Annotated in this window: 18 protein-coding genes and 1 pseudogene; 4 read left to right on the top strand and 15 right to left on the bottom strand. The window is 59.5% G+C overall.

Annotated elements, in window-relative coordinates:
• Positions 1 to 1156: 1156 nt before the first annotated feature.
• From NKH37_RS26205 to NKH37_RS26180, 6 genes and pseudogenes are all read right to left on the bottom strand, one after another.
• A complete protein-coding gene (locus tag NKH37_RS26205) occupies positions 1157 to 2410 on the bottom strand; it encodes a caspase family protein (protein ID WP_353041760.1) in 1254 nt (417 codons plus the stop codon).
• 11 nt (positions 2411 to 2421) lie between these two features.
• Positions 2422 to 3528: an OmpA family protein gene (locus tag NKH37_RS26200; RefSeq protein WP_023720309.1), complete on the bottom strand. Its 1107-nt coding sequence runs from the start codon at positions 3526 to 3528 to the stop codon at positions 2422 to 2424.
• 456 nt (positions 3529 to 3984) lie between these two features.
• The gene (locus NKH37_RS26195) at positions 3985 to 5067 is read right to left on the bottom strand and encodes a sensor histidine kinase (protein ID WP_352684974.1); all 1083 of its coding nucleotides are present in this window, start codon (positions 5065 to 5067) and stop codon (positions 3985 to 3987) included.
• A gap of 408 nt (positions 5068 to 5475) precedes the next feature.
• Positions 5476 to 5784 (bottom strand): annotated as a pseudogene (gene nadE, locus NKH37_RS26190) (NAD(+) synthase); the annotation flags it as partial.
• Positions 5785 to 6138: 354 nt separating this feature from the next.
• Positions 6139 to 8688: a caspase family protein gene (locus tag NKH37_RS26185; RefSeq protein ID WP_353041757.1), complete on the bottom strand. Its 2550-nt coding sequence runs from the start codon at positions 8686 to 8688 to the stop codon at positions 6139 to 6141.
• A 295-nt stretch (positions 8689 to 8983) separates the two neighbouring features.
• Entirely contained in the window at positions 8984 to 10432 is a 1449-nt protein-coding gene (locus NKH37_RS26180; protein ID WP_353041755.1) for a caspase family protein, read from the bottom strand.
• Positions 10433 to 10855: 423 nt separating this feature from the next.
• On the opposite strand from NKH37_RS26180, the gene NKH37_RS26175 reads away from it, so the two are divergent.
• Together NKH37_RS26175 and NKH37_RS26170 are read left to right on the top strand one after the other, a co-directional pair.
• Positions 10856 to 11950, top strand: a complete 1095-nt coding sequence (locus NKH37_RS26175; protein ID WP_353041752.1) for an autotransporter domain-containing protein — start codon at positions 10856 to 10858, stop codon at positions 11948 to 11950.
• A 536-nt stretch (positions 11951 to 12486) separates the two neighbouring features.
• On the top strand, positions 12487 to 13173 hold the full coding sequence (locus tag NKH37_RS26170; RefSeq protein WP_353041750.1) for an ATP-dependent DNA ligase: 687 nt from the start codon (positions 12487 to 12489) through the stop codon (positions 13171 to 13173).
• A gap of 772 nt (positions 13174 to 13945) precedes the next feature.
• On the opposite strand, the gene NKH37_RS26165 is transcribed toward NKH37_RS26170, so the two are convergent.
• Positions 13946 to 16081: an ATP-binding protein gene (locus NKH37_RS26165; protein ID WP_353041748.1), complete on the bottom strand. Its 2136-nt coding sequence runs from the start codon at positions 16079 to 16081 to the stop codon at positions 13946 to 13948.
• A gap of 87 nt (positions 16082 to 16168) precedes the next feature.
• Between NKH37_RS26165 and NKH37_RS26160 the strand changes: the two genes are divergently transcribed.
• Positions 16169 to 16546 (top strand): hypothetical protein, encoded by a 378-nt coding sequence (locus NKH37_RS26160; RefSeq protein WP_353041746.1) that lies wholly within the window; start codon positions 16169 to 16171, stop codon positions 16544 to 16546.
• A 32-nt stretch (positions 16547 to 16578) separates the two neighbouring features.
• On the opposite strand, the gene NKH37_RS26155 is transcribed toward NKH37_RS26160, so the two are convergent.
• From NKH37_RS26155 to NKH37_RS26140, 4 genes are all read right to left on the bottom strand, one after another.
• Positions 16579 to 17415, bottom strand: a complete 837-nt coding sequence (locus tag NKH37_RS26155) for an ATP-binding protein (protein ID WP_353041744.1) — start codon at positions 17413 to 17415, stop codon at positions 16579 to 16581.
• Entirely contained in the window at positions 17412 to 18671 is a 1260-nt protein-coding gene (locus NKH37_RS26150) for a metallophosphoesterase family protein (RefSeq protein ID WP_353041815.1), read from the bottom strand. Before NKH37_RS26150 ends, NKH37_RS26155 begins: the two co-directional genes overlap by 4 nt.
• A gap of 153 nt (positions 18672 to 18824) precedes the next feature.
• Positions 18825 to 19091, bottom strand: a complete 267-nt coding sequence (locus NKH37_RS26145) for a BrnA antitoxin family protein (protein WP_353041813.1) — start codon at positions 19089 to 19091, stop codon at positions 18825 to 18827.
• 433 nt (positions 19092 to 19524) lie between these two features.
• A complete protein-coding gene (locus tag NKH37_RS26140; protein ID WP_031194806.1) occupies positions 19525 to 19737 on the bottom strand; it encodes a cold-shock protein in 213 nt (70 codons plus the stop codon).
• A gap of 518 nt (positions 19738 to 20255) precedes the next feature.
• On the opposite strand from NKH37_RS26140, the gene NKH37_RS26135 reads away from it, so the two are divergent.
• Positions 20256 to 21128, top strand: a complete 873-nt coding sequence (locus tag NKH37_RS26135) for a ferritin-like domain-containing protein (RefSeq protein ID WP_353041742.1) — start codon at positions 20256 to 20258, stop codon at positions 21126 to 21128.
• Positions 21129 to 21469: 341 nt separating this feature from the next.
• Here NKH37_RS26135 and NKH37_RS26130 read toward each other — a convergent pair whose 3' ends face one another.
• The 4 genes from NKH37_RS26130 to NKH37_RS26115 form a co-directional block, all read right to left on the bottom strand.
• Complete coding sequence (locus NKH37_RS26130) at positions 21470 to 23101, bottom strand: ABC transporter ATP-binding protein (RefSeq protein WP_353041740.1); 1632 nt, start codon at positions 23099 to 23101, stop codon at positions 21470 to 21472.
• Positions 23091 to 23957, bottom strand: coding sequence for an ABC transporter permease (locus NKH37_RS26125; protein WP_502906005.1), 867 nt, complete (start codon positions 23955 to 23957; stop codon positions 23091 to 23093). Before NKH37_RS26125 ends, NKH37_RS26130 begins: the two co-directional genes overlap by 11 nt.
• A gap of 14 nt (positions 23958 to 23971) precedes the next feature.
• Positions 23972 to 25018 carry an ABC transporter permease gene (locus NKH37_RS26120; protein WP_352496497.1) on the bottom strand — a complete coding sequence of 349 codons (1047 nt, stop codon included), beginning with the start codon at positions 25016 to 25018 and terminating at the stop codon, positions 23972 to 23974.
• Positions 25019 to 25118: 100 nt separating this feature from the next.
• On the bottom strand, positions 25119 to 26726 hold the full coding sequence (locus tag NKH37_RS26115) for an ABC transporter substrate-binding protein (protein WP_353011119.1): 1608 nt from the start codon (positions 26724 to 26726) through the stop codon (positions 25119 to 25121).
• Between the last annotated feature and the right edge of the window lie 82 nt (positions 26727 to 26808).

The raw sequence follows: 26808 nt of genomic DNA, 5'->3' as shown, positions 1-26808 counted from the left end.
ATTTGTTCCTTAGCTATTCTTTGGTGTCGAGCAGGACGGCCCTTCCATCATGTGTCGCCAGATCGATCAGAATTTCACACAGTTCGAGGTCCGTCTCGTCTGCGTGTGGGCACAGGGCCCGGAGGGCCGCTACGGCCGTTCTAAGGGACACCACGTTGCCGTCCGACGCGGCCTTAACGGCTCTGGCAATAGCTTCAGGCGTAATGCCTCCCGGCGCTGTATCCATGGTACCCGACCCCTCGGTGCCCTAGGGTCATCTTGCCGGGAACTTAGGAGAGGTCAACAAACGATTTCGTGTGGAATGGGAGGTCGGAAATATGTGGCAGAAATGCTCGCGCGGTGACCAGCTTGTACCCTCACCATCACTGGCGAAGACGGACGCCGCCCCGCTCACCTTAACGTTGACCGTAAAGGTTCTTCGGGGCGCCTTCTCAAATTCTCCTTTCCTGTAGATTTGGAAACGAATGGACGGTGTTAAGGCTTTGACGTGCCGGGTGGCGCAGTGTCTATGTCAATAGTCACCTCGCCCGCCACGTCAGCCCTGGCCGCCTCCAGCCCTGCAATCACGACGTGGTCTAACCAAGCCTTTGCTTGCTCGCTGAAGTCCGCCATGGGGGCATCTCGTTTTGTCACCTCCAACCTAGACGACAGGCTCCTCCTGCTGGCGGCGAGCTTCCTTCCCGCGCTCAAGGGCTTCTTTAAACTTTGCCATCCCTGTTGCTCCGATTTGTCATCAGGCCACCCCCAGATCGGCTATGGCGCCCTTTCACTAGAACGCGCGTAGTCGGGTACGTTGCGTTGGTGGAGCCTTTGAGTTCGCTGCTATTCTCATCTGGCTCGCTCAGAAGTCTTACAACGGAATGGCAATTCTTGCCGGCGCGGCGCCGTAACCGGCATCGTTAAGGGCGTTTGACTTGCCGACCGTCGAGCGTAGCGCGCCGTTCAACATCTGCCGCATATAAGCCTCCTTAGAAGGCTTCGTGCAGAAAGGAATCTTGTTCATCTCCATCATCATGGTGCACGCCGACACGCTGTTGTGGAGCTCATCCGTGGCACTCGAGCGCGCCATTTCCTGATTTCCGCACACGACGAATGTCTAGATGGGGATTGGTCCTCGCCTATTTGACCAGGAATTTTCGAACCGAAGGTCCAGATCTTACTTGCAGCCGCCTTGCGCCCACTTCGCCAGCGCCACCTTGAAGCGCGTCCCGAGCGGATGTTGCAGGCGCAGCACGGAGACATCGTTGGCGGCGAAATTCTTCGCCTGTTCGCACAGCCGAACCTCATCCCACTCATGGCAGCCATTGCAGTGCTTGCGCTGCCAAACCGCTTTGTCGAGCGCTTCCACGGGAGTGAAGAGCGGCTTGCCCGTGATCAGCTCGGCGATACTCTTGCCGTCGATCTTTGGATCTCCAAAATCGACAGGTCGGTCGAAAAAGATCGGATCGTCCGAAGCCAGTCTCGGGATTTTCTGCCGCAGGACATTAAGTGCAAGCTGTGCCTCATCCTCGCCTGACGAATTTGCGGTGGCGTTTCGCCCATCCGAGCTGTCTTCCGCTTGTTGCGGAGCGGTCGCTTCGCCGACGATCAGCGGCGCGTTGAGATCGACCCTGTGCAAAACGACCTCGGTGGTCAGCGAAACATTGATCCACGGGCGCTGCTTGCCGGCGGTTGCTTTGAAGACATCGGCGGTGACCATGTTCATCGCGTCGGTGATGGAGACGTTCGAAGCCCCAATATGGGCAAGCAACGCGGACGTGAACGGCGAATGTTCGCTCGATCCGTCATAGGCGACCTGATTGGGACTCGTGGAAAACGCGACCAGCGTGCCCGCGCCACCATTCTCGATCGGGATTTCGGCAAGCCCGCTTCTCGCTCCCTTGACGCCGGCGGCCTTTGCCAGCACTTCGGCCAGAGGATTGTCTCGACAGGCGTCGAGGAAAATCAGTCTTATGCTGGTCTCGCGCGACATTTGCCGCAAAACGAACTCGACAGGCACCGCCTCGAAATCAAGCGAGGTCTCGTCTTCCAATGCAGCATCGACCGGAAGCAGGTAGTTGCTGCCTGAGACCTGCAAACCGTGGCCGGCGTAAAAGAAAAGGGCAATGTCGGCGCCGCGCACCTGCTTTGCGAACTGCGCAATCGTGGTCTGGGTCTGCAATTTGGTCAGATCGAAACCGGAGACGACTTCAAAGTCCAACTTGGCAAGGCGGTCGGCAACAGCCTGCGCGTCGCGGACTGGGTTGGTCAGCGCCGGCGCATGCTGGTACTGGGAGTTGCCAAGGACCAGAGCAACACGGCGTTCGGCATCGGCTGCCGTCAATGTCAATAGCAGCGAGAGTGTCACCAGCCCAATCGCGCGCAGGGCACTGCCAAAACAGGCAATCAGATCGAAGCCCCACCGGAACAAGAGGTCCTTCCTCAGTTGACGAGCTTGGTGGCGGAAAACTCGATCCGCCGGTTGAGCGCCTTGTTCTTCGGCGTATCGTTGGCCGCAACGGGCCGCTCCTCGCCATAACCGGTTGCCGTAATCTGCGTTCGTGCAATACCCGCGGCAACGATGGCATCGGCAACGGCCTGGGCCCTGCGCTCCGACAGCAGCTTGTTGGTGGCAGGCGAACCATCGGAATCGGTGTGGCCGGAAACCTCTACCTTCAGGCCGGGGCACTTGCCCACCACGCCAACCACCTCCGCCAGCAGCGGACGGCTTTGGTTGTCGAGCCGCGCGCTCGCCGACCGAAAGTAGATGGCCCCGGTGCGGGAGAGCACCGCGAACCGGTTGAGGCACTCCTCGTCGCTGAAGTTCGCTTTCGCGGCATCGGTGGGGACGGGTCCGACGTCGGCGGTACTTGCCGCGACTGTCTGCACGGCAGCGGGCTTGCTGCCGTCGGCGTTGAACACGAAATCGAATGATACCGAAGCGGTCGGAACAATGTTGGTCACATTGGCGGCCTGCTGCAGTTTGTCGACATTCGGCAGCAGTCCGAAGTCCTCGACATGCACGGCAACAGGTGTCTCCGAAGCGACGGAGACCATGCTGTCGCTGATCATGGTCACGACGATATTGGCCTCGAGATCCTTGTCGACCCCGTGCAGGTTGAGGCGGAACGGCAGCACTGCCTTCACCCTCCGCTTGGTCCCAAGGTCGGCCAATGCGGCAGGGTCCACTTTTGCGGTCAGTTCGGCGGACGGATACTTGAATGTCTCAAAGAAAAGGAACCGCATGCGGACATTGCGAAGGTCGACACCCGTGTCGACGGAGTTGAGGTCAAAGGTGATCTTGGCCTCACCCGTCGAAGAAAGAGTGCCGGCTATGTTCCTGATCTTGTTGGTTTCGACGATCGTGTTCTTCTTGACCGACTGGTAGGTGAGCACGGAGGCCGTCGGGTCGAGTGTCCAATTCGTCTGTGCATTCGCGCTTTCCAGCCCAGGCAACAACAGCACCGATATCGCGACGATCAAGCCAAGGGTGTTTAGGGCGAACCAGCTTCTCGAGCCCGTTTTCCAGTCTCCGACGACTTCGAACATGAACCCCCCCACAGGACAACAGCCTTCCGTGTCGCAATCACGACCATGCCGTGCCAAGGAGAGCATAGAGCAATTGTCGAGGCTTGGCGAGCATCGGCCAATCGACCGCATGGGTGTAAATTCCGCTCAGGTCCCGGGCTGCTGAAGTCCGGCAAAATGGCGTTGCGCGAACACAGGCTACGCAGCAGTCTTGTTGGCGGACAATGGAGCTGATTGGAGAATATTCGCTGCGCCACCTGCCGCTGTCTTGAAGCCGGTCACGCTGGACCAGCCCAAGCGAGGGAAACGCCCCGCTTACTCCATCCTGCTTCTCCCGCGGAATGCAGCTGCCCGCTCTTCGACGGAATTTCGACCATGTGAAGCAGGCCGTGAAGGGCGCCTAGCCTATTTGCAGGCACCTGCTCAAAGCCGCGACATGAAGCCAGCCGCCAGCCTGCTATGTTCGACAGCAATCGTTCAGCTTGCTGCCGCCGACCGTTTGAAAACGATGGTCACCTTCGTCCCTTTGTTGGCGCTGGACTCGACAGCTAGCTGCGCCTTGGCGTTCTCGGTCAGCGATCGCGCGATCAGCGCTCCAAGCTTGCCTGGCTTGGGCCACATCTCGCCTTCCGGCAGGCCGATTCCGTCGTCCGCCACTATAACCCGGCAGCCGTCGCCATCGACGATGCTGTGCAGCATTATCGTGCCGCCGTCGCGCCCCCGGAAGGCATGTTTTAGTGAATTGGTCAGCAATTCGTTCACGACCAGTCCCGCCGGCATCGCGACGTTTATTGACACCGGATATGTATCCACCTTCAAATCCAGCCGGATTCCCTCGACTGCATGCGAGCTCATCACCGCGGACGCGATCTGGCTGAGATACACACCAAGGTCGACCTCTTCCTTCGGCTCGTCGGCCGTTAGCGTCTGGTAGAGGATCGCCAAAGCGTCGACGCGACCGGCGAGGCGCTCAAACCGTCTCCGGTCGGCCTCGGTAGCGTTGCGGCTTTCCAGCCGGATCAGTGCGGTGATCATCTGCAGGTTGTTCTTCACCCTGTGCTGCAGTTCGCGAAGCAGTGTGTCTTTCTCGCTGACCCGCTCCTCGGCCGAGCGCTGATCTCCCGCCTCGCCGTGAGCCGATACGTCGACCAGGGCCACCAGTCGGAAGCAAACCTTGCCGTTATCGTCCTCTATCTCGTTGGAATAAACGTCGACGATCGCGGCTTTGTCCTCGCCGCGCTCCAGCCTGAAGCTGCCGACCAAATCGGTTCCCTTGACCACTGCCTCGGCTAGCGGCCTGTCCTTTTGCTGATGGAGGCCCGTGCCTAAAAGGGCCGCCCAGTTTTCTTGGGTGAGCCTGGCGACTGTCAGGCCTGACAGTTTCTCGAATTCCGGATTGGCGTAAACCACGCGCTCTTCACCGGCAAGGTCCGAAACGGCTATGGCGATCGGCACCTGGTCGAGGAATTTCTTGAACTGTTCGCTTTCGAGTGCTGTTGCAAGTTCAGGTGTATCAAGCAACTGCTCGACCGCCTCCGCCTTCTCTGAATTCGATGTCATTTGCGCGCCTGTTCTGTGCGGATGATATACACAATGCGGCGCGCCTGCCATCGCCAAAACTGGAGCTGCATCTCACGTTTCGCATCACGCATCTGACAACCAGCCCTGCATCGCGTAACGGCCGCACGTCTAACATTGCGATCGGCCGAAGGAGAGCGGACCGGCTGCAATCCAGGTGCCTGGAACGTTGAGGCGGCCCGGTCAAGTGGTTCGCTGCGGCAGATGAAATAGAGGGGGCATTTAGGAAGCAATGACTTCGTTGCCGGCCTCGGCCATACACTGTCGGCCGCATGACCGCATGCGGGGCTGAAAGAGCAACGCATCGCTCCAGCGGGAGTTCGGGCCGATAGTTGCCAAGCTGCGGCAGCCCATCGATCGTGCATGTTGAGACACTATCGCCGATGCCCAAATGTCGACCGGAAGGGCTCGCTTATGGGCTGTGCTGGAATAAGCATGAAGTATGCGCCTGCGCGCCGCTTCGTTGATGTCTCGGCCTTCGAGGAAGTCGTCAATCTGATCGTATGTGAGACCATATGCATCTTCTTCAGGCCGAAGGAGGACGAGGGTCTCCAGGTCGGCGGTCGGGATCTTGTCAACAAGATCAGACGGAGCGCCCACATGCGCTGCCAAGGCGCGAACTCTGCGCTTGTTCAACCCGGAAAGAGGAAGCATGTCTGCGGCACCGTCGCCGAACTTAGTGATGAAGCCCATCAAGGCCGCCAGGCTCGTGCAATCCTCCTTCAGTCTGACCTGATCAACCTCCCCAGCCACCTCCCCCGCTTCCACCGCCGCTTCCGCCACCGCCACCAGAAGGAATGACAGGCGCGGGAACAGGCTCGTCATCAACCGGTATAATCACCTTCTTCGCGGTTTTTTGTTTGCGTACGGGCTTGACGACCTTCGGCGGAGGAACCCGCCGAAAGATCTTCGGCTGGGGCGTTTCGACCAGCGGCGTCGGCTCAACTTTCGGAACCAGGGAAGTGCAGCCCATGAGACCCGCCACGACACCTGATAACATCATTCCAAGTATTGCTTGTTTCAATACTCCGCCCGCCATTGTCTCCTCCTTGGTCAAAACAAGTCCCGACGCGGATTGGCTTCTTCCCATACTCGTCTGGCCGCGTTAACCAGTTGAGTGTCTTGTGAACCGGAGCCGGGAAGCTTCGATTTCAGTTCCTGTCGCAGCTGCCTCAACGCCGCTGTTTTTGGCTTCGGTCCGAACTTTGCCAGCGTCCTCAGCGCGTCGGGCAGTTCCTTGCGCACGTCTAGTGCGGCCGCAAGTGCAAGGAACCGCGCGGCAAGGGCCTGATCGGCCTTGTCGCCTTTTTGCATTTCGAGGGCCGCGCGATCGTAAGCTGCGAACGGATCACCCCGCGCGATCCCAATTTCAAACAATCTTTGCGCTTCTGCGAGGCTCTGTTCCACACCGACACCGTCCCGATACATGCGTGCGAGGCTGCCAGGCGCATAGGGCTGGCCGAGATCGATTGCCTGCTGAAACAGCGTTAGCGCCGTTTTGGGATCCCTCTCCACGCCCTGCCCGGACAAGTAATTGCGCCCGAGCAGGTTCATCGAATACATGTCCTGCCGCTGAACACCAGCTTGCAGGAAGGCAACAGCGCGGGCTGGGTCAGCGGTTACGCCGTTGCGGCCCTCGGTGAAGATCGCGGCCAGATCGTTCATTGCATAGGTGTGCCCCATCGCTGCCGCCTTGAGCAGCAGGTCCAAACCCTTGCCGGTGTCGGGCTTGACGCCATAGCCATTGAACAAGGCGCGACCCCACGACGTCATTCCGTAGGGATCGCCTTTTTCGGCGGCGGCCGCGTAGAGGGCATTGGCCTGGGTGCGGTCCAGGGCCACGCCGGTTCCGGTCGCATACATGTAGCCGAGTTCGAACACGGCGCGTACATGTCCCTTCCTGGCCGCCTCCTCGACGGCTGCCTTGGCTTCTTCGACCTTGCCTACGGCAAGCAGCGCCCGCCCCAGTTCATAGCGGAAGCGCGGGACTTCCGGATAAGCCTTTACCGCGTCCTCGCAAACCTCCACCGCGCTAGCGCCAATTTCATTCGGCAGGAGGCCGGTGGTGACCCCTTGCAGATCGAGAGGTTCGCCGGCAGCCGTGTCGCACGGATCGATCGTCGGCGACAGTTTCATCGTCGCGGGCTTTGATGAGCTGCTGTCCGCTCGGATTTCGAAGCCGACCTCGACCTTCGCTTCCGCCCCGATCTGCGGTTCATAGCGCAGCCCATCGATCTCTCCGGCCATCAGGCTCGACTCGGGCGACAGGGTTCGATCGGCCAGCGAGAGCGTTCCCGTTGCCGGATAACTCGATACTTTTAGGCTGACGGCGGGATCATCGGTCGGGAAATCCAGATTCAGCGCAACTGGACCCACGCCCACGGGAACATCGATGTCGCGGTTTTCGATCGCCTCGGCCGCACCGGCGATATGAATGCCACGCTCCAGCACCTGCTGCTTCTGCTCGGCCTCGAGGGAAGCCATGATCTGTTCGCCTTGCGCGCCTTCGCCGCTCTTGACCCGAAACACGACGATGCCTTGGGTCTGGCCGCCCCAGTTGTCATGTGTCGCATAGGCCAGCATGTCGACTTCTTCCTGCGGGGCGACTCCCTTGGGTACATCCATCTGCAGACGCGGCAGATCCGTGCCCTGGATCGGCACGCCCAACTTGACAGGCTTGCCGTCCAGCATCAAACGCCCCAGGGCGGGTGGTCTTTCGATGCTCAGTGTAATCGTGCCACCATCGACATCGACCGGTTCAGGCAAGCCCAAGTCGACGGGTCCGACTCCTGACAGTACGACCTTCTCCAGCACGGGCGGCAGCGATGGTCGATTGCTGCGGCGCATCAGGACGACTTCGTCGATCAGCGATGAGTTCTCCCAGGGAACCTGGAGGCCGTTTGTGGCCTCGACCACATCGCGGCGCACCGCCGCCATCACGGTGCGGATCTCCTGGTTCGGGGCCAGCGCGCGACGGGAAAAGGCCGCCGAAAACGGGCTGAGTTCGCCGGAGCCGTCATAAGCCGCCGCCCCGGGTTCGGTGGCAAAGGCAATCAAGGTGTTCAGCGAGCTTCTCACCTGTGCGAGGCCCGTATTGCCGGCAGTGATGAGCTGGTCTCTCAGCCAGTAATCCTTGCGTGGGAACGGATTGTTGCGGCAGGCATCGAGTATGATCACCTGAATCTTTGATTTCGAGCGTAACTGTTCCAGCACATCGTTGAGCTTGATGGCCTGGACTTCAATGTCCGCCGCCTGCTTCAAGGAGGCATCGACCGGGATCAGAAAATTTTCGCCGCCGATCTGGAAACCGTGGCCGGAGTAATAGACGACGGCCAGTTCTGCGCCGTCTGCAGCGGCAAGATAGTTGCGGAACTGCTCCTCGAATTGCAGCTTCGTCAGATCGCTTGCGACGAAGACCTCGAACCCTGCGAGTCGAAACGTTTTGGACACGTCCTCGGCATCCTTGGCCGGGTTCTTGAGCGGGGGGAATTGTCGGTACTCCGAGTTGCCGATGACAAAGGCGACCCTTCGGTCGGCGCAAGCGTCAAAGGTCGTGAAGCTCGCGAAGAGGAAGGCTGCGATGATTCCGCAAAGTCGGAGCATGGCAATTCCCTTGAACGCTATTGCCTCGCCCACAAGAACACGGCATGTGCTAGCAAGGTCCGTCAGAGAGCATGCAATCTGCCGAAACAAAGAGAGAAAGGCCGTCGCGACAGCGGGCATATTCCTCACTTGATCGATTGCTAAATTACATCAGTGACTGAGTGTCTGCAACGTCTGTCACACCTCAGGCGTGCTCTTCCGATCCACAGGTTCCTTAGCTGCGGCAGGCGGGCCCAAATCACGCCAGGCTGTGGTTTCGCGTGCCAGCAAGGATACGCGTGGAATAATGGCTTCTCTAGAAAACACCGCCAATCCCAATTCCGCCACTGATATCGGGAGGAGCAGCTGCGGGAGGCGAGGATTGCGGCTGCGGGTTTCTGGCATTATTTCGGCTGGGAGCACCCTTTTTCCGCATGGGGGCGACATCTGAGGCCACACTTGCTCGCCTGGGCCTCTGCAGTACGGTCACAGGCTCTTTGCAGACGCGGCCGGAGTGCAAAAAGAGCTCCCCCAGAAGTTCAACGGTCGGCTCGGTGGCCGACGTTATTCGCTTGGTGTTCTTGTAATACGTGCTGAGAGCATGGAGCGAGCCCTTGCCCCAATCTCCGTCGACGGTCATGCGATAACAACCTAGGCGGCGCAATTCTGTCTGGACACTGCGTACGAGCTCGGCTTTTTTTTCAGGCTTCGTTGCACCTGTCTGCGTGCCAACGATCAATGTTTCAAGACCGGAGATCACACTTTTCCGGGCTCCTTCGAGGCTGGCAATCTCCGTACCGACGGCATCGGCTGAAGCGCCGGATGGCGCCGAAGCGTCCAGCGATCGTAAAGTCTGTCCCACGATAATCACCGCAGTCTGCAAGTCGTTGGAAGCAAGTTCGACCTGCAGTCTTTGCTTCGCGACGGGATCCGACAGGATGCGTGACAAGCTGGCGCTCAACTGAGCCGGGTCGAGCACTTGCTGCTCGGTGAAGTAAAACTGCTCGCGAAGGTTGGACTGGTCCCACGGGACCTGACGACCGACAGTGAGTGCTTCAGTCTCGTTGCGCACGCGGATCATCATGTCGGAAATGCTGAGCCCTGGGATCTCGACATTCTTCAACAGGGCTGTAGTGAACGGGCTGTTGTCGCCCGAGCCGTCCGCCGTGATGTTACCTGGCTGGGTTGCAAAGGCAACAAACGTGTTTTCGCCCACTTCGACCTGCGCAAGCCCGTCCATTACGCTTGGGCCTTTGCCCATCGGGTTGTTTCGGCACGCGTCGAGGAAAATGAAGGTCTGCCGTTCCCGACTTGAGAATCGTGCGATCAGGTCGTTGAGCTTGATTGCCGTCGCAGTAAGTTCCCCGATGGTTTTAGGATCGGGCGTGTCGACCGGTAGCAGGTAATTCTCGCCCTGAAGCTGCACGCCATGGCCGGCGTAGAAGATCAGTACCGCGCTGGCGGCCACAACCTTGTCATCGGCCTGGCGAAAGAGCTCGCCGAAACCGGCAAGGGAGAGATCCACTCCCGTCAGCACATCAAAATTCAGCCTTCTCAGGCTTTCGGAAAGCCTTGTGGCGTCGCTTACTGCATTGGGCAAGTGCGGGAGACGAGCACTTTGGTAGTCGGAGTTGCCGACGACAATGGCGAGCCGCTTGCTTGACTGTGGCGTTGGTTCATCTTCGACCGCCGCTTGAGCGCGTACCGATCCAACCAGTGCCACCAGCAGAACCATCATGATGCGTAGGAAGGGACTGTAGGTCATGTAACGGGCTCGTTTCAGCATGCGACAATCTCAGAGTCGTCGAAGTGTCGAACCGGCTCACGCTAGTCTGCGCGTGAAACTTATGTCTCGGAGTGCAACGGCGTTTTTTACACCAGAAATCACCTCAAAGAAAGCGCAAGGGTGGTGCTAGCTCGCTTTCATGACGCAGTGTTCATCCGAGAGAGTAGCGCTGGCGCGCGCGCGATCGACAGATCCGGTCGGCAAGCTCGCCGCAGTTTCTCGCAAGCAGAAATCGAGCAATGTACGAAATCCATATCCTGAGCGGCGAGAACCTGCTACACTCTTGCCAGCGCCGGTGCAATATGTTGCACCCACGCTGCCACAGCCAGATATTGCATTGAGAATCTTCTGCGTATCGCATCCCTTATTACATTAGCTTTGTAGTTAAGAGGGGAAAGGACAATGAAGGAAAGCTTCGCTCGGCGCTTGTGCGCAGCGGGCATGTTGTCGTTTGGCGCTGCATTGATTTTACTGCCTTCGAAGGCAAACGCCTGCATTGTCGACAGTGAGGGCACCTTTCTGGACACGAACTGCTATCTTGGAGGTGCGACCAACAGCGTAATTGTCGACACATCTCTGGGGGCGCTTGGTGATGTAGTTCACAGCGTAGTCGAGGCGGAGGTCGGCCTCGCGAACGGGATTCCGCTCGCTCAGTCGACGCCGTTCGGTGTTTTCGCTTCCGGTCAGTTGGCACGTACGGAACATGACGGCTTCTCGATTTCGAATAGCTTGGGCGTCGTTGATGGACCGAGCTTCAGCGTAGATGAATTCTCCGCTGCCATCAGCGTCGACTTCAATGCCGCAAAGCATTTTGGATTCGGCAGCGAGCATGGACTGAACCTCGGCCTGTTCGCCGGGTATGCCTCGGCCAAAGTCGATTCCGATGCATTCGGGTTCATGGGAGAGGGTGAAGCAACCAACAGAAGTGCGATGTTCGGCGGCTACGGACTCATTCGACGCGGCACGAGTTATGCGCTCGTGGCAGCATCTACGTTTCTTGGGAACACCGACATCAAAAGGGCCGGACGCGCTTTCGGCAGCTACGACACACAGGGCTATGCGCTGACAGGCTCAATTGGTCGCATCTTCAACCTGACCGATCGGGTGCGATTCGACATCCGCGGCGGATTGTTGGGCGTCATCTTTACCGGCGACGAATACACAGACAGCTTTGACACTGTCTATGGAAAGAGCCGGTTGTCGTTTGGCGCAGTCAAATTCGAACCTGGAGTTTACGCTGATTTTCTGCTCGGCAATGGCATGGTGATCAGCCCCTATGCGCGATTGGATATCCAGGAGCGCTTCGGCTATTCCAACACGGCAAGCGCCGACGGTAGAAAGAGTGACTTTGACGACGCAGACTTTTCGGCTGCGCTGTCGTCCGGCTTCAACCTGAAAGTGTCTCAATCGACAATGCTCAGCAGTGAAATCCGCGGCAAGTGGTCTCAAGACAGTTCAACCGTCAGCGGCAAGCTGGGTGTGAAGATCGCCTTTTGAATGCGGTGTGGGGGATCCCGGTAATTGGGCTGGCCAGCAAAAGAGCTTTTGGCGAGCCGACCAACCGGAGGACAGCACGCAGCCGCCGGTATGACCTAGACCGACGTCTGAGCGCATCGGTGCTCAAGCATTGTTGTTGCCCCAGCCCCTCCTTGATGATGTCCTAAGCCCGGTTCATCGCCCCTCAGCTTCTGCTGCGATCAGCTTGCTATCCTCGGCCTTGGGACCGGAGTGCATGACAGATTCGAGGTCGCGACCGATGCAACTGGTCCGCCACACATCGTTGGCCATCGTATCTCCCGCGTCGAGGCAAAGATCAAGAACTGGAATCTTCGCCAAAGGACGTGCGGTCCACCTAAGATCTGAGGGCCGAGCCTGAGTTTATGCAAGTTTCCTAAAATGGCCGGAACCGACGCTAGTCCTGCGGCTGGAGTCGATTTCTGGAGTCGCAGATTCATGAGTAGCGCAAAGGACCGGCTTTCCTTCATTGAGTTTCAATCACCCACCCTGGTTACCAAAGCTCCCGAAGACGGCGAATGGCTTCACGAAATAAAGTACGATGGCTACCGGACCAACTCATCGTCGAGGGGGGAAGAGCACGAGCCTTCACGCGTCGCGGCTATCGCTACAAGAGCATTGTCCAGGCCGCGGCGAACCTGCCGATAAAGTCTGCGATCATCGACGGCGAAGCCGTTGTCCTCGGCGACACGGGTCTGCCGGACTATCAAGCCTTGGAGCGGGAGTTGGGCAACCCGAACTCGCCCAGGCTTATCTTCTATGCATTCTATCTTCTGCATCTTAACGGGCGAGACCTTCGGCAGCAGCCGCTGATTGAGCGCAAGGCCGCGCTGGAGAAGCTGCTGAGCGATACAGCGCCGAGATTGACCTATGCCGTGCATCTCAAGGTAAGCGGCAGCGACATGTTCGCTCACGCCTGCAGGATGGGCCTGGAGGGGATCGTGTCCAAGCGAGCGGATGCGCCCTATGGCTCCGGCGTCCAGACGAGTTGGGTGAAAGTCAAATGTATCAAGAGCGACACTTTCCCGATTGTGGCTTTCGTCGAGAAGCTCGGCGCCGGTCTGCGCGTATCGCATCGCTCTACATTGGCAGGCGACAGGACGAGGCTGTGTCCGTGCTGCCAGGATCGATCTTCGCCAACCGCGATCTCGCCTCGGCCACGCGTCGTTGCGCAGTCCGGATCCTGCTGCACAACGCGAGATTGATGCCGACACCGCAGCCTTCATCCATCATTTCATTTGCACGTTCGAGGGAGCGTTCCGCCCGGTTAAGCCGCTGTCGGGCTCTCGCCAGTTCCATATCCAAAAGTTCCATTATTCCGAATCCATTGCGGTCCCTTCGATTTGTAAACCGCTTATTGTCGCCGTTGGTTCCGGCTGTTCGCGAGCGTGCAGCTCAGACGTCGATGTGGCGGGCACAGTTCTGGAGCGAGAGTGGTGGCGCCGGTGGCCTAGACGCGACGAACGAAACGCCGGCCCAGTTCAACCTGCCCCATGTATTTCAAAGCTGCGGGGATCGTTCTTCACCAAGCGGTCTGCGGCCTCGACCGCAGTTCGCAGCCTGCTGCACAGCGCGAGATTCTCGGCTAGCATTTCTTCAGTGCGTTGAAGCGCGAGCTCGGTCCGGTGGATGCGCTGCCTGGTATTGGCAACTTCCGATGTCAAAATATCGGCCGCTCTCCCATGGCCCTGGGGTTCCATAGTGTCCATAGATCTCTAATACATTGGGGCCGATATCGTTCCCCTGATGTCGTGCGAAGCCGGGTGTCGCAGCGTTCTGGATTGCGACTGGGGAAAAATGAAGGCCTCGAGCGTTCATCGATTGACCGGTGGAAACGGCACCTGCGACCGCGGAAGATGGGAACGCGTTCCCGACGCCGAGGCGGCCTCGCCGATCAGTTCGCGTCCTTCTGACGGCCCCGCCGTTTACTTTCAGTTTGCAGCTGGGGCTCAACTCATCCCACGCGATGGCAGGCGACTATCCGATCTCGTGAATTGTAACGCCGGGAACAACAGCCTTCGCGATCTCGCAAAGGTGCTGGTGATGCGTCAGATAAATCACCTGGCCAGCGCTTGCCATCTCACCAAACAACCTGAAAACCTCCTCGGACCGGAAATGGTCGAAGGTCTCCATGATGTCGTCGGCAATGAATGGCACCGAGGGTCGAAACTGGGCGAACTCGTAGTATCCGGCAAGCCGCAGCGCCAGGTAGAGCTGAAAACGCGCACCCTTTGATAGCGCGTCGGCGACTTTGGACTGCCCGTCGCGCTGCAATGCGATGAGGACTTCCCCGCCCTTCACAGGTTGGGTCGCAAGCCCCGAATACTGACCGCGCGTGATGAGTGCGAATGCGTCAGATGCCCGCTTCATCATCGCGGAGCGATGGCGTTCGCGGTACACGCGCAGAGCGTTCCCGGCAGCCATGATGCCCAGTTTCAGCTCGATGTAGCGGACTGCCTTTTCTTCGATTTCCAGCAGGACGGTGCGGCGCTCGGCATCTATCCGCGCAACCGCGCTGTCGCCGCCAATCGCGTCCAGCTTGTCGGTCGCCCGGGTCTGGCGAATAAGCTGCTGTTGTATCGCTTCATCGAGATCCCGAAGCCGTTGCTCACTTTCAGCCTTCTCGACCAGGAGACTATCGATCTCGACAGAATCCAGCATCGAACGCGCCTGGTCGAACCCTTCCACCGCGAGCTCTACCGACAGCTGCTCCTCAAGCTCGGCAACGGCAGCGCGCAGGCGATCCCTTTCCCGTAGCAACTCGTCGCGTTCCACGACTTCCGACAGCGTGGTGACGCCAAAGGCGGTCAGGACCTCACTTTTGCGTCGCTCATGCGCCGTTGTCTCGAGATTGAGACTGTCACGAGCGTCCTGCAGGCGCTGCAGGTCATTGATGAGGTTTGCCTTCATCTCTCTGGCGCGATCGGCGCGCTCCAAGCGCTCAGCAAGCCGGATCGCCAACTGCTCCGGTTCGTCGTCGTTCGCCGGCTCACCCGCTTCAGCTGCGGCAGCGGCGACCTCGACAATGAAATTGTCTCGGTCTGCCTCCATCTTCTCGATGCGGAGCTGCATGGCATCCCGCTCCTGAATGCTTTTCGACAGCTCAGCCAATTGATCGAGCACGTTGCCGATGCCGGGCGCTGAAATGCCGCTTTCAAGCCAGGTGCCGGCAAGCGCTTCGGTAATGCCGGCCAACCATTCCTCCTCGCGCCTTTCTGCCACGTCCAAAGCCCGTCGTCTGGCGGCCAGATCCTCCTCTTTCGCGCTCACGGTCTTAAGCGCCTCGGCACGCTCCGCATCGACCTTGAGCTGCCTGTCGAGGAACAGTTCTGCCACGGCCATGACAGTCTCCAGGCTGTCGCCGGGTTCCGAGTCTAGGCCGACCCTCGCCAACGCCCCGATCAACTCCTGCTGGATCTGCTCTCCCTCGTCGAGCGCGCGGCGGGCCTTCTTGCGTGCCAACTCGACCTCCTCCCAGGCCGCGAGCGCATCAATGCGGGCAGAGGTATGATCCTCGATCGTTTCGATCAGACGCTCGGGCGAGAATTCCAGGCACTCTGCCAGTAGCTCGCTGGCCACCTCGCGAAGTTCGGAGAGTACAGCCTGATCGTCCAGGTCGATCTGTGCAAGCTGGTCGCGGATACGTGTGATGGCGGCTGTTGTTTCGGTGAGGCTGCGGAGCGTTGTCCGGATCTCGGCGAGCTCTCGCGCGTTGGCCAGCCGAACCGCTGCAACACTGTCGTCACGCGCCAATAGCGCCTCGAAATCGTCAGCAGTTTGGCCAGTAAGTTCGCCCCGATGCCTGGCCCACGCCTTGTCTCGGGCGCGGCGAATGGCGGAGGCCGCCGCATCATCGGGTACATCGACCGAGGCACGAAGCGCATCCAGGCGAGCCGACAGCAGGTCGTGACTCTCCTGGTGTTCGGCGAGACGTTCGCAAAGGACAGCCCTGCCCTTTCCCAACCCAGCTGCCCGCACCTTCCATGCACCAACTTGCGTGACACTCGGGACGAGCACCCTGGCCAGTGCCCCGGCGTCTCCGGACCAGGGATGCAGTCGAGCGATTGCCGCCTCCCATCGAACCGTGCTCGCGTCCTCCGCCTCGCGGGCCATCCTGAGGTCTTTTAGGTGCCCGCTGGCTCGCGCTTTCGACAAGGCCGAGGCCAGCCTTGCCCTGGCAGGTTCGGGCACCCCCCTCTCTTGCCCAACCCGCTCGCGTGCCGCCTGAAGTGCATCGAGCGCCGCCGCGCATTCGTTGCGGGCAACGCGTACGCCGGTGGTGATTCCCGATCGCTCTTCGAGCATGGCGCGAACAGCGCCGACTGTGGCAGCAGGCAAAAGCAGCGCAGCCGGATCTGCCTCGGACGATCTTCCAAGGGCGGCAAGGCAATTCGCCACGGCGCTGTCGAGTATCTGCAGCTCGGTCCTGCGGCTTGGCAGGTCCAGGCCTGCGGAGACATGGCGCACTTTGCGATCCGCGAGCGCCCGAACCCGCTCGGACATTGCCAGGATCGCCTCGTCCACATCGACCGACCCGATTTTCATTGTCACGCGCTCGGCGTCGTCGATGTTCCCTGACAGCCGCGTTCTCAGGCTGGCGTCGTCATCGATCAATCCGGTGACGGTGCCTGTCCAGGTCCGCAATGGTGAAGCGATGTCAGGCAGCTCGGCAAGCTGGGCCGCCTTGCGTCGAATGTCGGCGAGGATCGGCATAGCGCGAAGGTACCTGGCAATGGTGTCAAGCCGAGCCGACAGCAATGATCGTTCAGCAATACTGCGGTCGTATTTTTCCGCCGCGTCAAGACGTTCGGCCTCAAGGCTCTCAAAAGTCGAGGCCAAGGTGTCGATCGCGTCCCTGCGCGACTTGAGTTCCGCAAGGCGCTTCTTGAACAGCGCAAGTTCGGTTCCGTGAGCCTGCTTGCGATAGAGCCGTCCGCTTCGGTCTCTAGCGCGCTCAACATGTCGCTCGCATGCCCAAGCCCGGCGCTGGCCGTGAACAGGAGCTTGCCCAGGTCGCCACGCGACTCCAGGATTGATTTTCCGCCTGCTTCCAGCGTCTCGTCGTCCAGCGAGAACATGGTCTCGTATGCGTCCCGCGACAGACCTGCGAGATGGGCTGCTATCGCCACCTCGCTCACCGGTTGCTCCATTGCGTTCAGCAGCGAGTTGGTGCGCTGCTTCGTGCGCGTGAATGTGTGCTCAGTGCCGGCGAGTTCGAGCACCCCGCCTATACGCATCGCGCTGTACTCGTGCAGGAAATTGTAGCGGCTGCGTTCCTCGATACCGAACAGCAGGTCCAGATAACCGGAAAGTGCGGTCGACTTGCCGGCCTCGTTCAGCCCGAACACAATGTGGAAGTCGGGACCGGACTCCGGCCTTGGGCCGAATTCGATCGTCCCGTCGGTGAACTTTCCATAACGAATAAGATCAAGGCGCCGGAGCCTCATTGCGCTCCACCTGCTTTGAGGCGGGCCGTGACCAGGTCGGCACCGCTGGCAAGCACCTTGTCGATGAACAGTTCCAGCCCAGCTTCGTCCCGTCCGGCGAAGTCGCGCCCGTCCGGCGGCAGATCGGCAATCATCTTTTGGACAAGCGCCCTCGCCTCGGCGCGGAAGGCCTCAGCCTTGACATTGGCACGCATGGATTGCGCGAGTTCGAAAATCGGATCGGCGACGTCATCGGCTGTTTCCGCGCTCTGTGGAGCGAGATCAAGCTCAAGTTTTTCGACCCATGTGTCGCCCGTCTGCTGCGCCGCCTGCTCGGCTTCGGCCAGCAGCAGGTCCCTGTCGCGGATCAGCGCCCATGACAACGGCGACGCCCCGGCCAGTCCGAGACGGACCACAACGTGGCGGGATCTGACGGAACCCCGGATACCTTCGAGCGCGGAACGGACACGGCCGACGACCTCAGACCATTCGACCGTCCCGGTCAGATCGACGCTCGCCCGCTCGAACTGCGCGATACTGGTCAGTTTTTCCTCGATCTCGACGGACCGGTCATCTCGTATCGTGACCAGAGTGGCGGATTTCTCTCCGGCCTCGTTGATGTCCCTGCCCTGCGGCATTCCCGTCATCACAACGGTGCTTGCTCCAGGATGGACTTGGCGCACGTGGATGTGCCCAAGCGCCCAATAGTCAAAACCATGGCCGTGCAGGTCAGCGATGCTGCAAGGGGCATAGACATCGTGACCGGGCGATCCAGCGAGGCTGGTGTGCATGATGCCCACATTGACCGCCCCTTCCCGGGCCGCCGGATATTTGGGCAGCAGGCTTTCCGGGGCCTTTGGGTTCGCGAAGCTCAATCCATGGAATGCGACGTCAAGCCCGCCGGCCGTTTGCAGCACCGACTGGGGGCGGCCGCCGAAGATCGTGACCGTGTCAGGAAAAACGAGCTGTTTCGATATGCGCGATAAGGCGTCGTGGTTTCCGCGAATCTTGAAAACCCTGATGCCGGCCTGGTGGAGGCGTGTCATTTGCGACGCCAGGAAACGGGCGGTCTTCATCGACGTCTGGTCGCCATCATAAAGATCGCCGGCAATGACGAGCGCATCGGCACGTTCCGCAAGGCAGAGGTCTATTATCGAGACAAATGCCTGGCGACTGGCGTCCCCCACAAGTTCGGCAAGATCAGGGTTTCGCAGCGCCAGCGAACGTAGCGGCGAGTCGAGGTGAATGTCGGCCGTGTGTACGAATCGAAATGCCATTCGGGTCTCCGCCCGGAGCATAGAGGGGTTCGGCCGCGGCTCGGTGAAAAAATTCCAGGATGCGCGTTGTCGGTTGTCCAAATGGTGCGCAATCGCTTACGCTTATGCTTCCGTTCAACTCCATCTGCGTCGCCGCTATCAGCGCCGTGCCGATCAGTAGTCGTCTGATCGTTTGTGATCGGCATTCGTCGGTTCTTTGGAGATAGCGCGCCGCAAGGTGTCGTTGATCCGATCCTGCCAGCCCGGTCCATCTTCCTGGAAGTGGTCCAGCACCGCCCTATCGATCCTGATCGAAACAAGCTCTCTGACATTTGGAGCAGCCGACGGTTCGCGAACCGGCGCCGCCGGCTTTTTGATCGGCTTGAAGGCGGCTTCAGCGGCTGACATCGGATTTGTGGGTCGGCGTGGAGGATTTGCCATTTGATGATCCTGACTGGTCATAATGCTTGTCGAGCGGCTCAGTGCGAATGCGCATCGTAATTGAGCCTGGCCAAGTATGAAGGCAGCTTAAACCTCCAAAAGGGGAGGAAAAATCCGACGCGATGTCCATGTGGGGCCAACTCAGGCAATTCAATGACATTGCTGTAGGATACAACAAGCCAAAGTGCTCCACGGGGCAACACCACCTCGCCAACCATCCTACGCTGGAGGACGCAAACGCGAAAAACGCGGGGGACTTCCCGCCTTCCGTTGCCTGACAACTTGGTTCACACGATCGTTTCTGAGGCGTTGCAGCAATCTGCTGCCCAGGTCTCTCCATCACACCAAGCTTCGCGCGCTTTTTTTACACGGCGGTCAGTACATGCGTGACTTGCCGCGCTCCTGCGGCTTTCGCCACGGCGCGCCAGAGAAATCAACCTGCTTTGCGGAGATTGCCAGCAGAAGACTTGCCGGTACGTCGGTCCTGCTCGATGTCGTAGTTGATCTTTTGGCCCTCAACGAGGTTCGACAAACCAGCGCGCTCGACGGCGGAGATGTGAACAAAAACGTCCTGACCGCCATCGTCGGGTTGGATAAACCCAAACCCTTTAGTGCTGTTGAACCACTTCACGGTTCCAGTTGCCATGTGCATATACTCCTTGTGACTTCCAGCCTGTTTGATCCGACGAAGAGGCCAGACCGGTTCATAAATAGACGCAGCAAAAGCGACAAATCGCAAGGCCCGGATGGATCGACCAGAATACCGGCTTCTCTCGGATGGCCCACTCGTCTCACAAGTCGACAGGAATTTTCCTTTCCGGCGTGAAGCCCCTCCAGCCATCCTTGCTGTCCTGAGTTATCACGGTCCGCTCGTTTCCCTCCGGCCCTTAGCCTGCCGACTTGCGTTTCGAGTTCTTGGTCGACCGTGCTGAGCGGGCGTAGCCTATCCGGCTCATAATGTGTCACCTCAATGTCTAGACTCGAGGCTTGGTCACAAATAGTCGGTGCCAACTCCGACGTTACGCTGCCCAAAAAGCCATTCCTCCCGAGCACGACCCCTGCAAAGCCCGACCTTACAGGAACATTTCGCCTGTGGCGGAGTTGGGCGCATTGCCCGCCATAAGGTGCCAACAGGTGACGCCGGCGGGCTTTTGGGAGGAAGCCATGATACGTGCCATCCCTTCACTCCACCTTTCCCGTCGCCGCGCATTGCAATTTGGGCTGGGAGCCAGCCTCGCCGCCACGACGGGCCTGGCGCCGGTTTCTCGCGCCTACGCCAAGGAGGAAGTGCAGGACGAGGACATTTTCCGCTTTGCGCTCAACCTGGAATACATGGAGGCCGAATACTACCTTCGCGGCACCACCGGAAAAGGCATCGACGCCGCCGATGCCGGTTCGAAACCCGGCGATGTCGTCGGCGGAAAGAAAGTGTCCTTCGAGACACCCGCCATCGGCGAATTCATGCAGGAGGTTGCTGAAAACGAACTCGCGCATGTCCGGTTCTACCGCAAGACGCTTGCAAAGAACGCAGTCGACAGGCCGGCCATCGATTTCGATGCTGGGTTCAAAGCGGTTGTGGAGGCAGCGGGCCTCGGGCCGGACTTCGACCCCTTTGGCAACGAAACGAACTTTGTTCTCGGCGGCATGCTGTTCGAGGATGTCGGCGTCACCGCCTATGCCGGTGCTGCGACGCTTCTGAAGAACAAGGACTTCCTCGCCGCCGCGGCGGGCATATTGGCGGTCGAGGCCTACCACATGGGAATGGCGCGCTCCACTCTATACCGGAAGGGAGAGAAAGCCTGGAAGGCCGCCAACGCCGTCTCCGATGCACGAGACAAGATCGACGGGCCGGAAGACAAGGACCAGGGCATCCAGGTGAATGGCAAGGCCAATTTCGTTCCCTCGACTCCCGACGCGATCGCGTTCACCAGGACGCCGAAAGAAGTGCTGCGGATCGTCTATCTCACCGACAAGGACGGCGTCAGCAAGGGTGGCTTCTATCCGGAAGGGATGAACGGGACGCTGAAGAGCACCTGACCCGCTCGCGACAGGCGATCGGATCGCCGGAAGAGACGCAGCGGACCTGCGGTCGGCACTGCTGGTACGGCTGCGCGACGATCACGATTCAAATCCGCTGCAGGAGTCCCCACCCAAGATTGATTGAATTCCGAACCGCGATCATTGCGGCGTTCACAAGAACGTCAGGAAAGTGCGCTCGGTTCGTTCCGATGGACGGAACGAACCGACCGCTTTGCCGAGAAGCAGGCTCTGCAGTTGGTGCGGCGAGAACCGCCAATTTCCCGCATTGTTCCGTACGGCCGACCGCCAAGCTGTAAAATGGTGGCGATATGGAAGACACGCGACGCTCTGCCCGACGATCACATCCTCCGGCTGGCGAGCAGCCTTGTGAGCCAATCCGGATCCATTTCCGGCACGGAGGACAAAAGCCGTTCGGTATAGGGGGCATGCGGCGGCGTGAGAACTTCGCTCTTTAATCCCTGCTCAACGACTTTCCCCTGGTGCATGACCACAATCTCGTCGGCGATCGCTCGCACGGTGGCAATGTCATGGGTGATGAAAATGTAGCTCATGCCGAGCTCGCGCTGAAGCCGCATTAAGAGCTTCAGGATTTCCTCCTGCACAATCTGGTCGAGCGCGGACGTGATTTCGTCGCAGATGATGAGTTCCGGATCGGCAGCCAACGCTCGGGCGATGCAAACGCGCTGCTTCTGACCCCCCGACAGTTCGGCCGGCAGACGGTCCAGGTAAGTTTCGTTCATCTCAACCATGTGCATGAGTTCGCCGATCCGCCGATCGCGCTGCGCACCCTTGAGGCCAAGGTAGAAGTCAAGCGGCCGAGCTATGACTTCTTCGACTGTCTGGCGTGGGTTTAGGGCGTTGTCGGGCATTTGATAAATCATCTGTATGCGGCGCAGAATCTCTTTTGGGCGCGTCTTAAGGGTCTTAGAAAGGGCCTGGCCGGCAAAGGAAATCGACCCCGAAAGCGGCGGCAACAGGCCGGTAACGACGCGAGCGAGCGTCGATTTTCCGGAACCGGACTCGCCGACCACAGCCACTGTTCTTCCACGTGGAACTTTGATGGAGACATCCTGGAGCACCTTGACCGTCCGGGCGTAAGCCGCGGTGACGTTGTCTATCGTAAGCAGATATTCATCGGCCGGAACTTCGGGCTTAGCGAGCTTGCGCACGGCCCAGAGCGTTTTGGTATATTCCTGGCTGGGCGAGGCGAGCATCTGGCGTGTTTCAGCCTCCTCCACGGTAAGTCCATGACGCAAAACCATGATGCGGTCAGCCATTTGCGCCACCACCGCCAGATCATGCGTCACATAGATTGCAGCCGTGTTGAATTCCTCCACGATGTTGCGAATGGAGGCGAGAACTTCGACCTGCGTCGTCACATCGAGCGCCGTCGTTGGCTCGTCGAAGACGATGAGGTCCGGACGACAAGCCATCGCCATCGCGGTCATTGCCCGTTGCAATTGTCCGCCGGAAACCTGATGAGGATAGCGGAAGCCGATGGTCTCCGGATCTGGAAGCTGAAGACGCCGATAAAGATCGACCGCACTCCGGTTCGCTTTCTCTCGGCTGGCAATCCCATGCGCCACTACAGTTTCAACAGTCTGGTCGAGGAGTCGGTGGGCCGGATTGAAAGAGGCCGCTGCGCTTTGCGCGACATAGGCGATACGGGAGCCTCTGAGGCGGCGGCGGCCTGTCTCGCTGAGTGCCAGAAGATTGATTCCGTCGAACAGGATCGAGCCCTGTGTAATACGGCAGCCCGGCTTGGCGTAACCCATCGCGGCGAGGCCAATGGTGGATTTGCCGGCGCCTGACTCGCCGATCAGGCCAAGAACCTCCCCCCGCTTCAGCGCCAGATCGACCCCGCGGACAATGGGATGCCACCGCTCGTCCGAGAAACCCTCGACATGTAGGTTGCGGATCTGCAGCAGATCCTTGCCTTTTTCGCGCGAGCCCGGACCGCTACCTTTCATCGCGCAACCCGCTGGTTGCGTGCAGGAACCAGTCGACGACGAAATTCACGGAGACTGTAAGGAGGGCAATCGCGCCGGCCGGCAGCAGCGGCGTGACATCACCGTAGGTGATCAGGGTCGCATTCTCGCGCACCATCGACCCCCAATCAGCGGTCGGCGGCTGAATACCGACGCCCAGGAAGGACAGTGCCGCGATCGTGAGGAATACGAAGCAAAATCGCAAACCGAACTCCGCGACCAGCGGCGGCATGACATTGGGAAGGATTTCCTTGGCGATGATCCATTTCGGGCCTTCGCCGCGCAATCGCGCCACCTCGACATATTCCATCACTGCCACGTTAAGCCCGACGGCGCGTGCGAGCCGAAAGACGCGGGTGGAATCGAGCAGCGCAATGATGATTATCAGGCTGGTGATCGACGAGCCGAAGATCGAGAGCAGCACCAGGGCGAAGATCAGGCTTGGGATCGACATCAACACGTCCACCGCACGCGACAGTACCTGGTCGAGCCATCCCCTATACAATGCGGCAAGAAGGCCGAGCGAGACGCCGACCGCGAAGGACAGCAATGTGGTCGCGACGGCGATACCGATGGTGTTGCGCGCACCGTAAATCAGGCGCGTGAGCATGTCCCGGCCGAGCTGGTCGGTTCCCAATTTGAACTGCTGGCTCCACGGTGCAAAGGCTTCGCTGAAGACCTGCGTTTCGCCGTATGGGGCTATCCAATGCGCGAACACCGCAACGATGACATAACCGAGGATCACGAGGATGCCGAACCATGCACTGAAGGGTGCCTTCTTCAGCGCCGTTTTCGCACGGGTGGCGCGCGAGCGCCTCAGCCTGTGAACCTGAGCCATGGGTTCGTAGCTGGTCATCGTGGATGCAAGAGTCTTGGATTGGTGGCGATGGAAATAATATCGGCGGTCAGATTGAGCAGGATGTAGGTCGCGGCGAAAATCAGGGCGCAGGCCTGGACAACCGGAACATCCCTTGATTTGACCGCGTCAACCATCAGCTGACCGATGCCGGGATAGACGAATACCACTTCGACCACGACCACTCCGACGACGAGATAAGCAAGATTGAACGCCACCACCGTGACGATCGGAGCCCACGCGTTGGGCAAGGCATGCCTGAGTACGATGGCCATGGGCGACATTCCCTTGAGACGCGCCATGTCGATATATGGGCTTGCCAGCATGTTGATGATCGCCGCTCGTGTCATTCGCATCATGTGGGCCACGATGACGAGCGTAAGAGTGATTGCCGGCAAGGCTACTCTCCAGACATGCTCCCAGAAGGGCGTCTGGTCGTTCACATTCGACAATGTCGGGAACTTGGGAACTGCATTGAGTATCCAGTTCAGCGACACCGCGAGCCAGTGCGGCAGGGATTGTGCGAACTCGGATCCGATGAACGTGTCGCGCGAGATGACGAGATAGGCAAGCATATAGGCGACGAAAAACTCCGGGAACGAAATGGTCGTCAGCGTCACTGCGTTCACCAGCCGGTCGAACCAGCCATTGCGGTAGAGCGCAGCGAGGATGCCCAGTCCCAAGGCCAGCGGAACTGCTATCAGCGCGGTCATCGCTGCTAGGAACATCGTGTTGTAGAGGCGTGGCGCGATGATCTCGGCCACGGTGCGCCGGTACCCGGTGCGGCTCGCGAATGAAGAGCCGAAATCACCGTGGAGCATCTGCCCGACCCAGACGAAGTAGCGCTCGACAGGCGGACGGTCGATGCCGATTTCTCGCTGGAAGGCGACGACCGTTTCGGGTGTCGCCGATTGCCCGAGCATCGCCTTGGCGAAGTCGCCCGGCAGCATTGCAATCGCAGAGAAGATGATGATGGACACGATGAACAGCGTGACCAGGCCGAGGCCGAGGCGCTGCAGAACCGTTCTTGCGACGGGGTTCATGGGTACGCGTTTCCCGTTGCTGCCGCCGCCCTGCCACACCAGTCAGGGCACGCGGTTGCAAGCCGGAGCCTAATAGCCATCGCGGGTCCGGCCCGCACTCTCACGCAGTGGCGATCCACCAGCGTTCGGCCATCTTCAATCCATCATTCTCCCAGTTCGGCGCCACCTCGCCATGTGCGAGCTTATTGGATTTGGCGCTGACGAAATTGTTGAACACCAGCACGATGCTGCCGCCATCATCATGGGTCAGTTGCTGCATCTCGGCATACATTGCCGCCCGCTTGGCCTCGTCCGTCTCGGCGCGCGCCTGGACAAGCAACTCGTTGAAGCGGGGATTTTTCCAGAACGACTCGTTCCAGCTGGAGTCTGCGGCGAAGGCTTGCGTGAACATCCAGTCGGCCGTCGCGCGACCGCTCCAATAGGAAGCGCACCAAGGTTTCTTGAGCCAGACATTGTCCCAATAGGCGTCCTCGGCCTCACGCACGACGTTTACGTCGATGCCGCACTGGGCTGCCGTCTCGCGGATGAGCGCAGCCGCGTCCACCGCGCCTGCAAAAGCGGCATCGGCGACCGAGAGGTCCACCTTCAGTTTCTCCATTCCAGCCTTTTTCAGGTAATGCTTGGCTTTTTCCGGATCGAAACTGTGCTGCGGCTGCGGATTCGTGGCGAATTTGATCGCCGGGGCGATCGGGTTGTCGTTGGCCACCGTGGCGTGGCCGAGAAAAATCTTGTCGACGATCTCCTGACGGTTGATCGCCCATTTCAAAGCCATTCGGACGTCTGGATTGTCGAACGGCGCAACCGTGACATTCATCGGCAAGGTATAGTGGCCATAGCCGGTGACCTCGACGATCTCCACCTTGGGATTGCGTTTCAACATGCCGAGGGTCTTGAGGTCGGCGCGGCCAATATAGTCCACCTCCCCTGTCGATAACGCGGCCATGCGAGCGGCGAGATCGGTGATGGCGATGAACTCCACCTCGTCGAGATAGGGCTTGCCGTTCTTGAAGTAGTTCGGATTGCGCTTGAGTTTGGCCGAGACGCCGGGCTGGAAATTCTCGAGCACGAAAGCACCGGTGCGAACGCCCGATCCCCAATCCGCCTTGCCGTCCTTGGCCGGCATGATGACCAGATGGTAGTCACTCATGATGTAGGGGAAATCGGCGTTGCCGCTCTTCAGCGTGAAGACAACCGTCTCCGGGCCATCCGCCTTGATGCTGGCCACGGGCTCAAGCAGCGGCTTCGCCGCCGATTTGGTTTCGTCGCCCATATGATAGCGCAGCGAAGTCACGACATCGTCCGCCGTCACATTCTTGCCATTGTGGAAGGTTGCGCCCTTGCGCAGCTTGAAGACCCAGGTTTTGGCGCCATCGGATGGTTCAAAGCTCTCGGCAAGATCCGGTTGGACGTTGCCTTTCGCGTCGACCTCGGTGAGGCTGTTGGACATCGAGCCGGAGAATGCCGTCTGTGTGAATGTGTCCGGGTAGCCGGCCGGATCGATCGAATCCGTCGTTGCGCCATGTGCCATGCCGAGCTTGGCGAAGCCGCCCTGCAGCGGTTCGGCCCGGGCCGAACTGACAAAGAGCTTGTCCGCAGCGGTGACCGTCAGCCCAGCGGCCAGCCCAAGATGAATGAAGTCACGGCGGGAAATCTTGCTGTGACCAATCAGGCTTTGAGCGATACCAAGCTTGTATTCAGATTCTGACATTTGACTCTCCCATTACGGATTTTCCGCGTTATTGTTAGTCAAGCACCTGTGAAGTTAGTTTCGATCACCTTTCTTCTACTCT

Origin of the sequence: Mesorhizobium sp. M1217 (genome assembly GCF_040318275.1) — a bacterium.
Taxonomy (GTDB): domain Bacteria; phylum Pseudomonadota; class Alphaproteobacteria; order Rhizobiales; family Rhizobiaceae; genus Mesorhizobium.
Note: the sequence above shows the minus strand (reverse complement) of the source record. Positions and strands in the feature narration are given on the sequence as shown.

Coding starts and splice junctions, on each gene's coding strand:
- NKH37_RS26115 (WP_353011119.1), bottom strand. CDS start 26,726: ATGTCAGAATCTGAATACAAGCTTGGTATCGCTCAAAGCCTGATTGGT.
- NKH37_RS26135 (WP_353041742.1), top strand. CDS start 20,256: ATGATACGTGCCATCCCTTCACTCCACCTTTCCCGTCGCCGCGCATTG.
- NKH37_RS26185 (WP_353041757.1), bottom strand. CDS start 8,688: ATGCTCCGACTTTGCGGAATCATCGCAGCCTTCCTCTTCGCGAGCTTC.
- NKH37_RS26165 (WP_353041748.1), bottom strand. CDS start 16,081: ATGGCCCGCGAGGCGGAGGACGCGAGCACGGTTCGATGGGAGGCGGCA.
- NKH37_RS26125 (WP_502906005.1), bottom strand. CDS start 23,957: ATGGCTCAGGTTCACAGGCTGAGGCGCTCGCGCGCCACCCGTGCGAAA.
- NKH37_RS26175 (WP_353041752.1), top strand. CDS start 10,856: ATGAAGGAAAGCTTCGCTCGGCGCTTGTGCGCAGCGGGCATGTTGTCG.
- NKH37_RS26195 (WP_352684974.1), bottom strand. CDS start 5,067: ATGACATCGAATTCAGAGAAGGCGGAGGCGGTCGAGCAGTTGCTTGAT.
- NKH37_RS26145 (WP_353041813.1), bottom strand. CDS start 19,091: ATGGCAAATCCTCCACGCCGACCCACAAATCCGATGTCAGCCGCTGAA.
- NKH37_RS26140 (WP_031194806.1), bottom strand. CDS start 19,737: ATGGCAACTGGAACCGTGAAGTGGTTCAACAGCACTAAAGGGTTTGGG.
- NKH37_RS26120 (WP_352496497.1), bottom strand. CDS start 25,018: ATGAACCCCGTCGCAAGAACGGTTCTGCAGCGCCTCGGCCTCGGCCTG.
- NKH37_RS26170 (WP_353041750.1), top strand. CDS start 12,487: ATGGCTTCACGAAATAAAGTACGATGGCTACCGGACCAACTCATCGTC.
- NKH37_RS26155 (WP_353041744.1), bottom strand. CDS start 17,415: ATGAGGCTCCGGCGCCTTGATCTTATTCGTTATGGAAAGTTCACCGAC.
- NKH37_RS26200 (WP_023720309.1), bottom strand. CDS start 3,528: ATGTTCGAAGTCGTCGGAGACTGGAAAACGGGCTCGAGAAGCTGGTTC.
- NKH37_RS26130 (WP_353041740.1), bottom strand. CDS start 23,101: ATGAAAGGTAGCGGTCCGGGCTCGCGCGAAAAAGGCAAGGATCTGCTG.
- NKH37_RS26180 (WP_353041755.1), bottom strand. CDS start 10,432: ATGACCTACAGTCCCTTCCTACGCATCATGATGGTTCTGCTGGTGGCA.
- NKH37_RS26150 (WP_353041815.1), bottom strand. CDS start 18,671: ATGGCATTTCGATTCGTACACACGGCCGACATTCACCTCGACTCGCCG.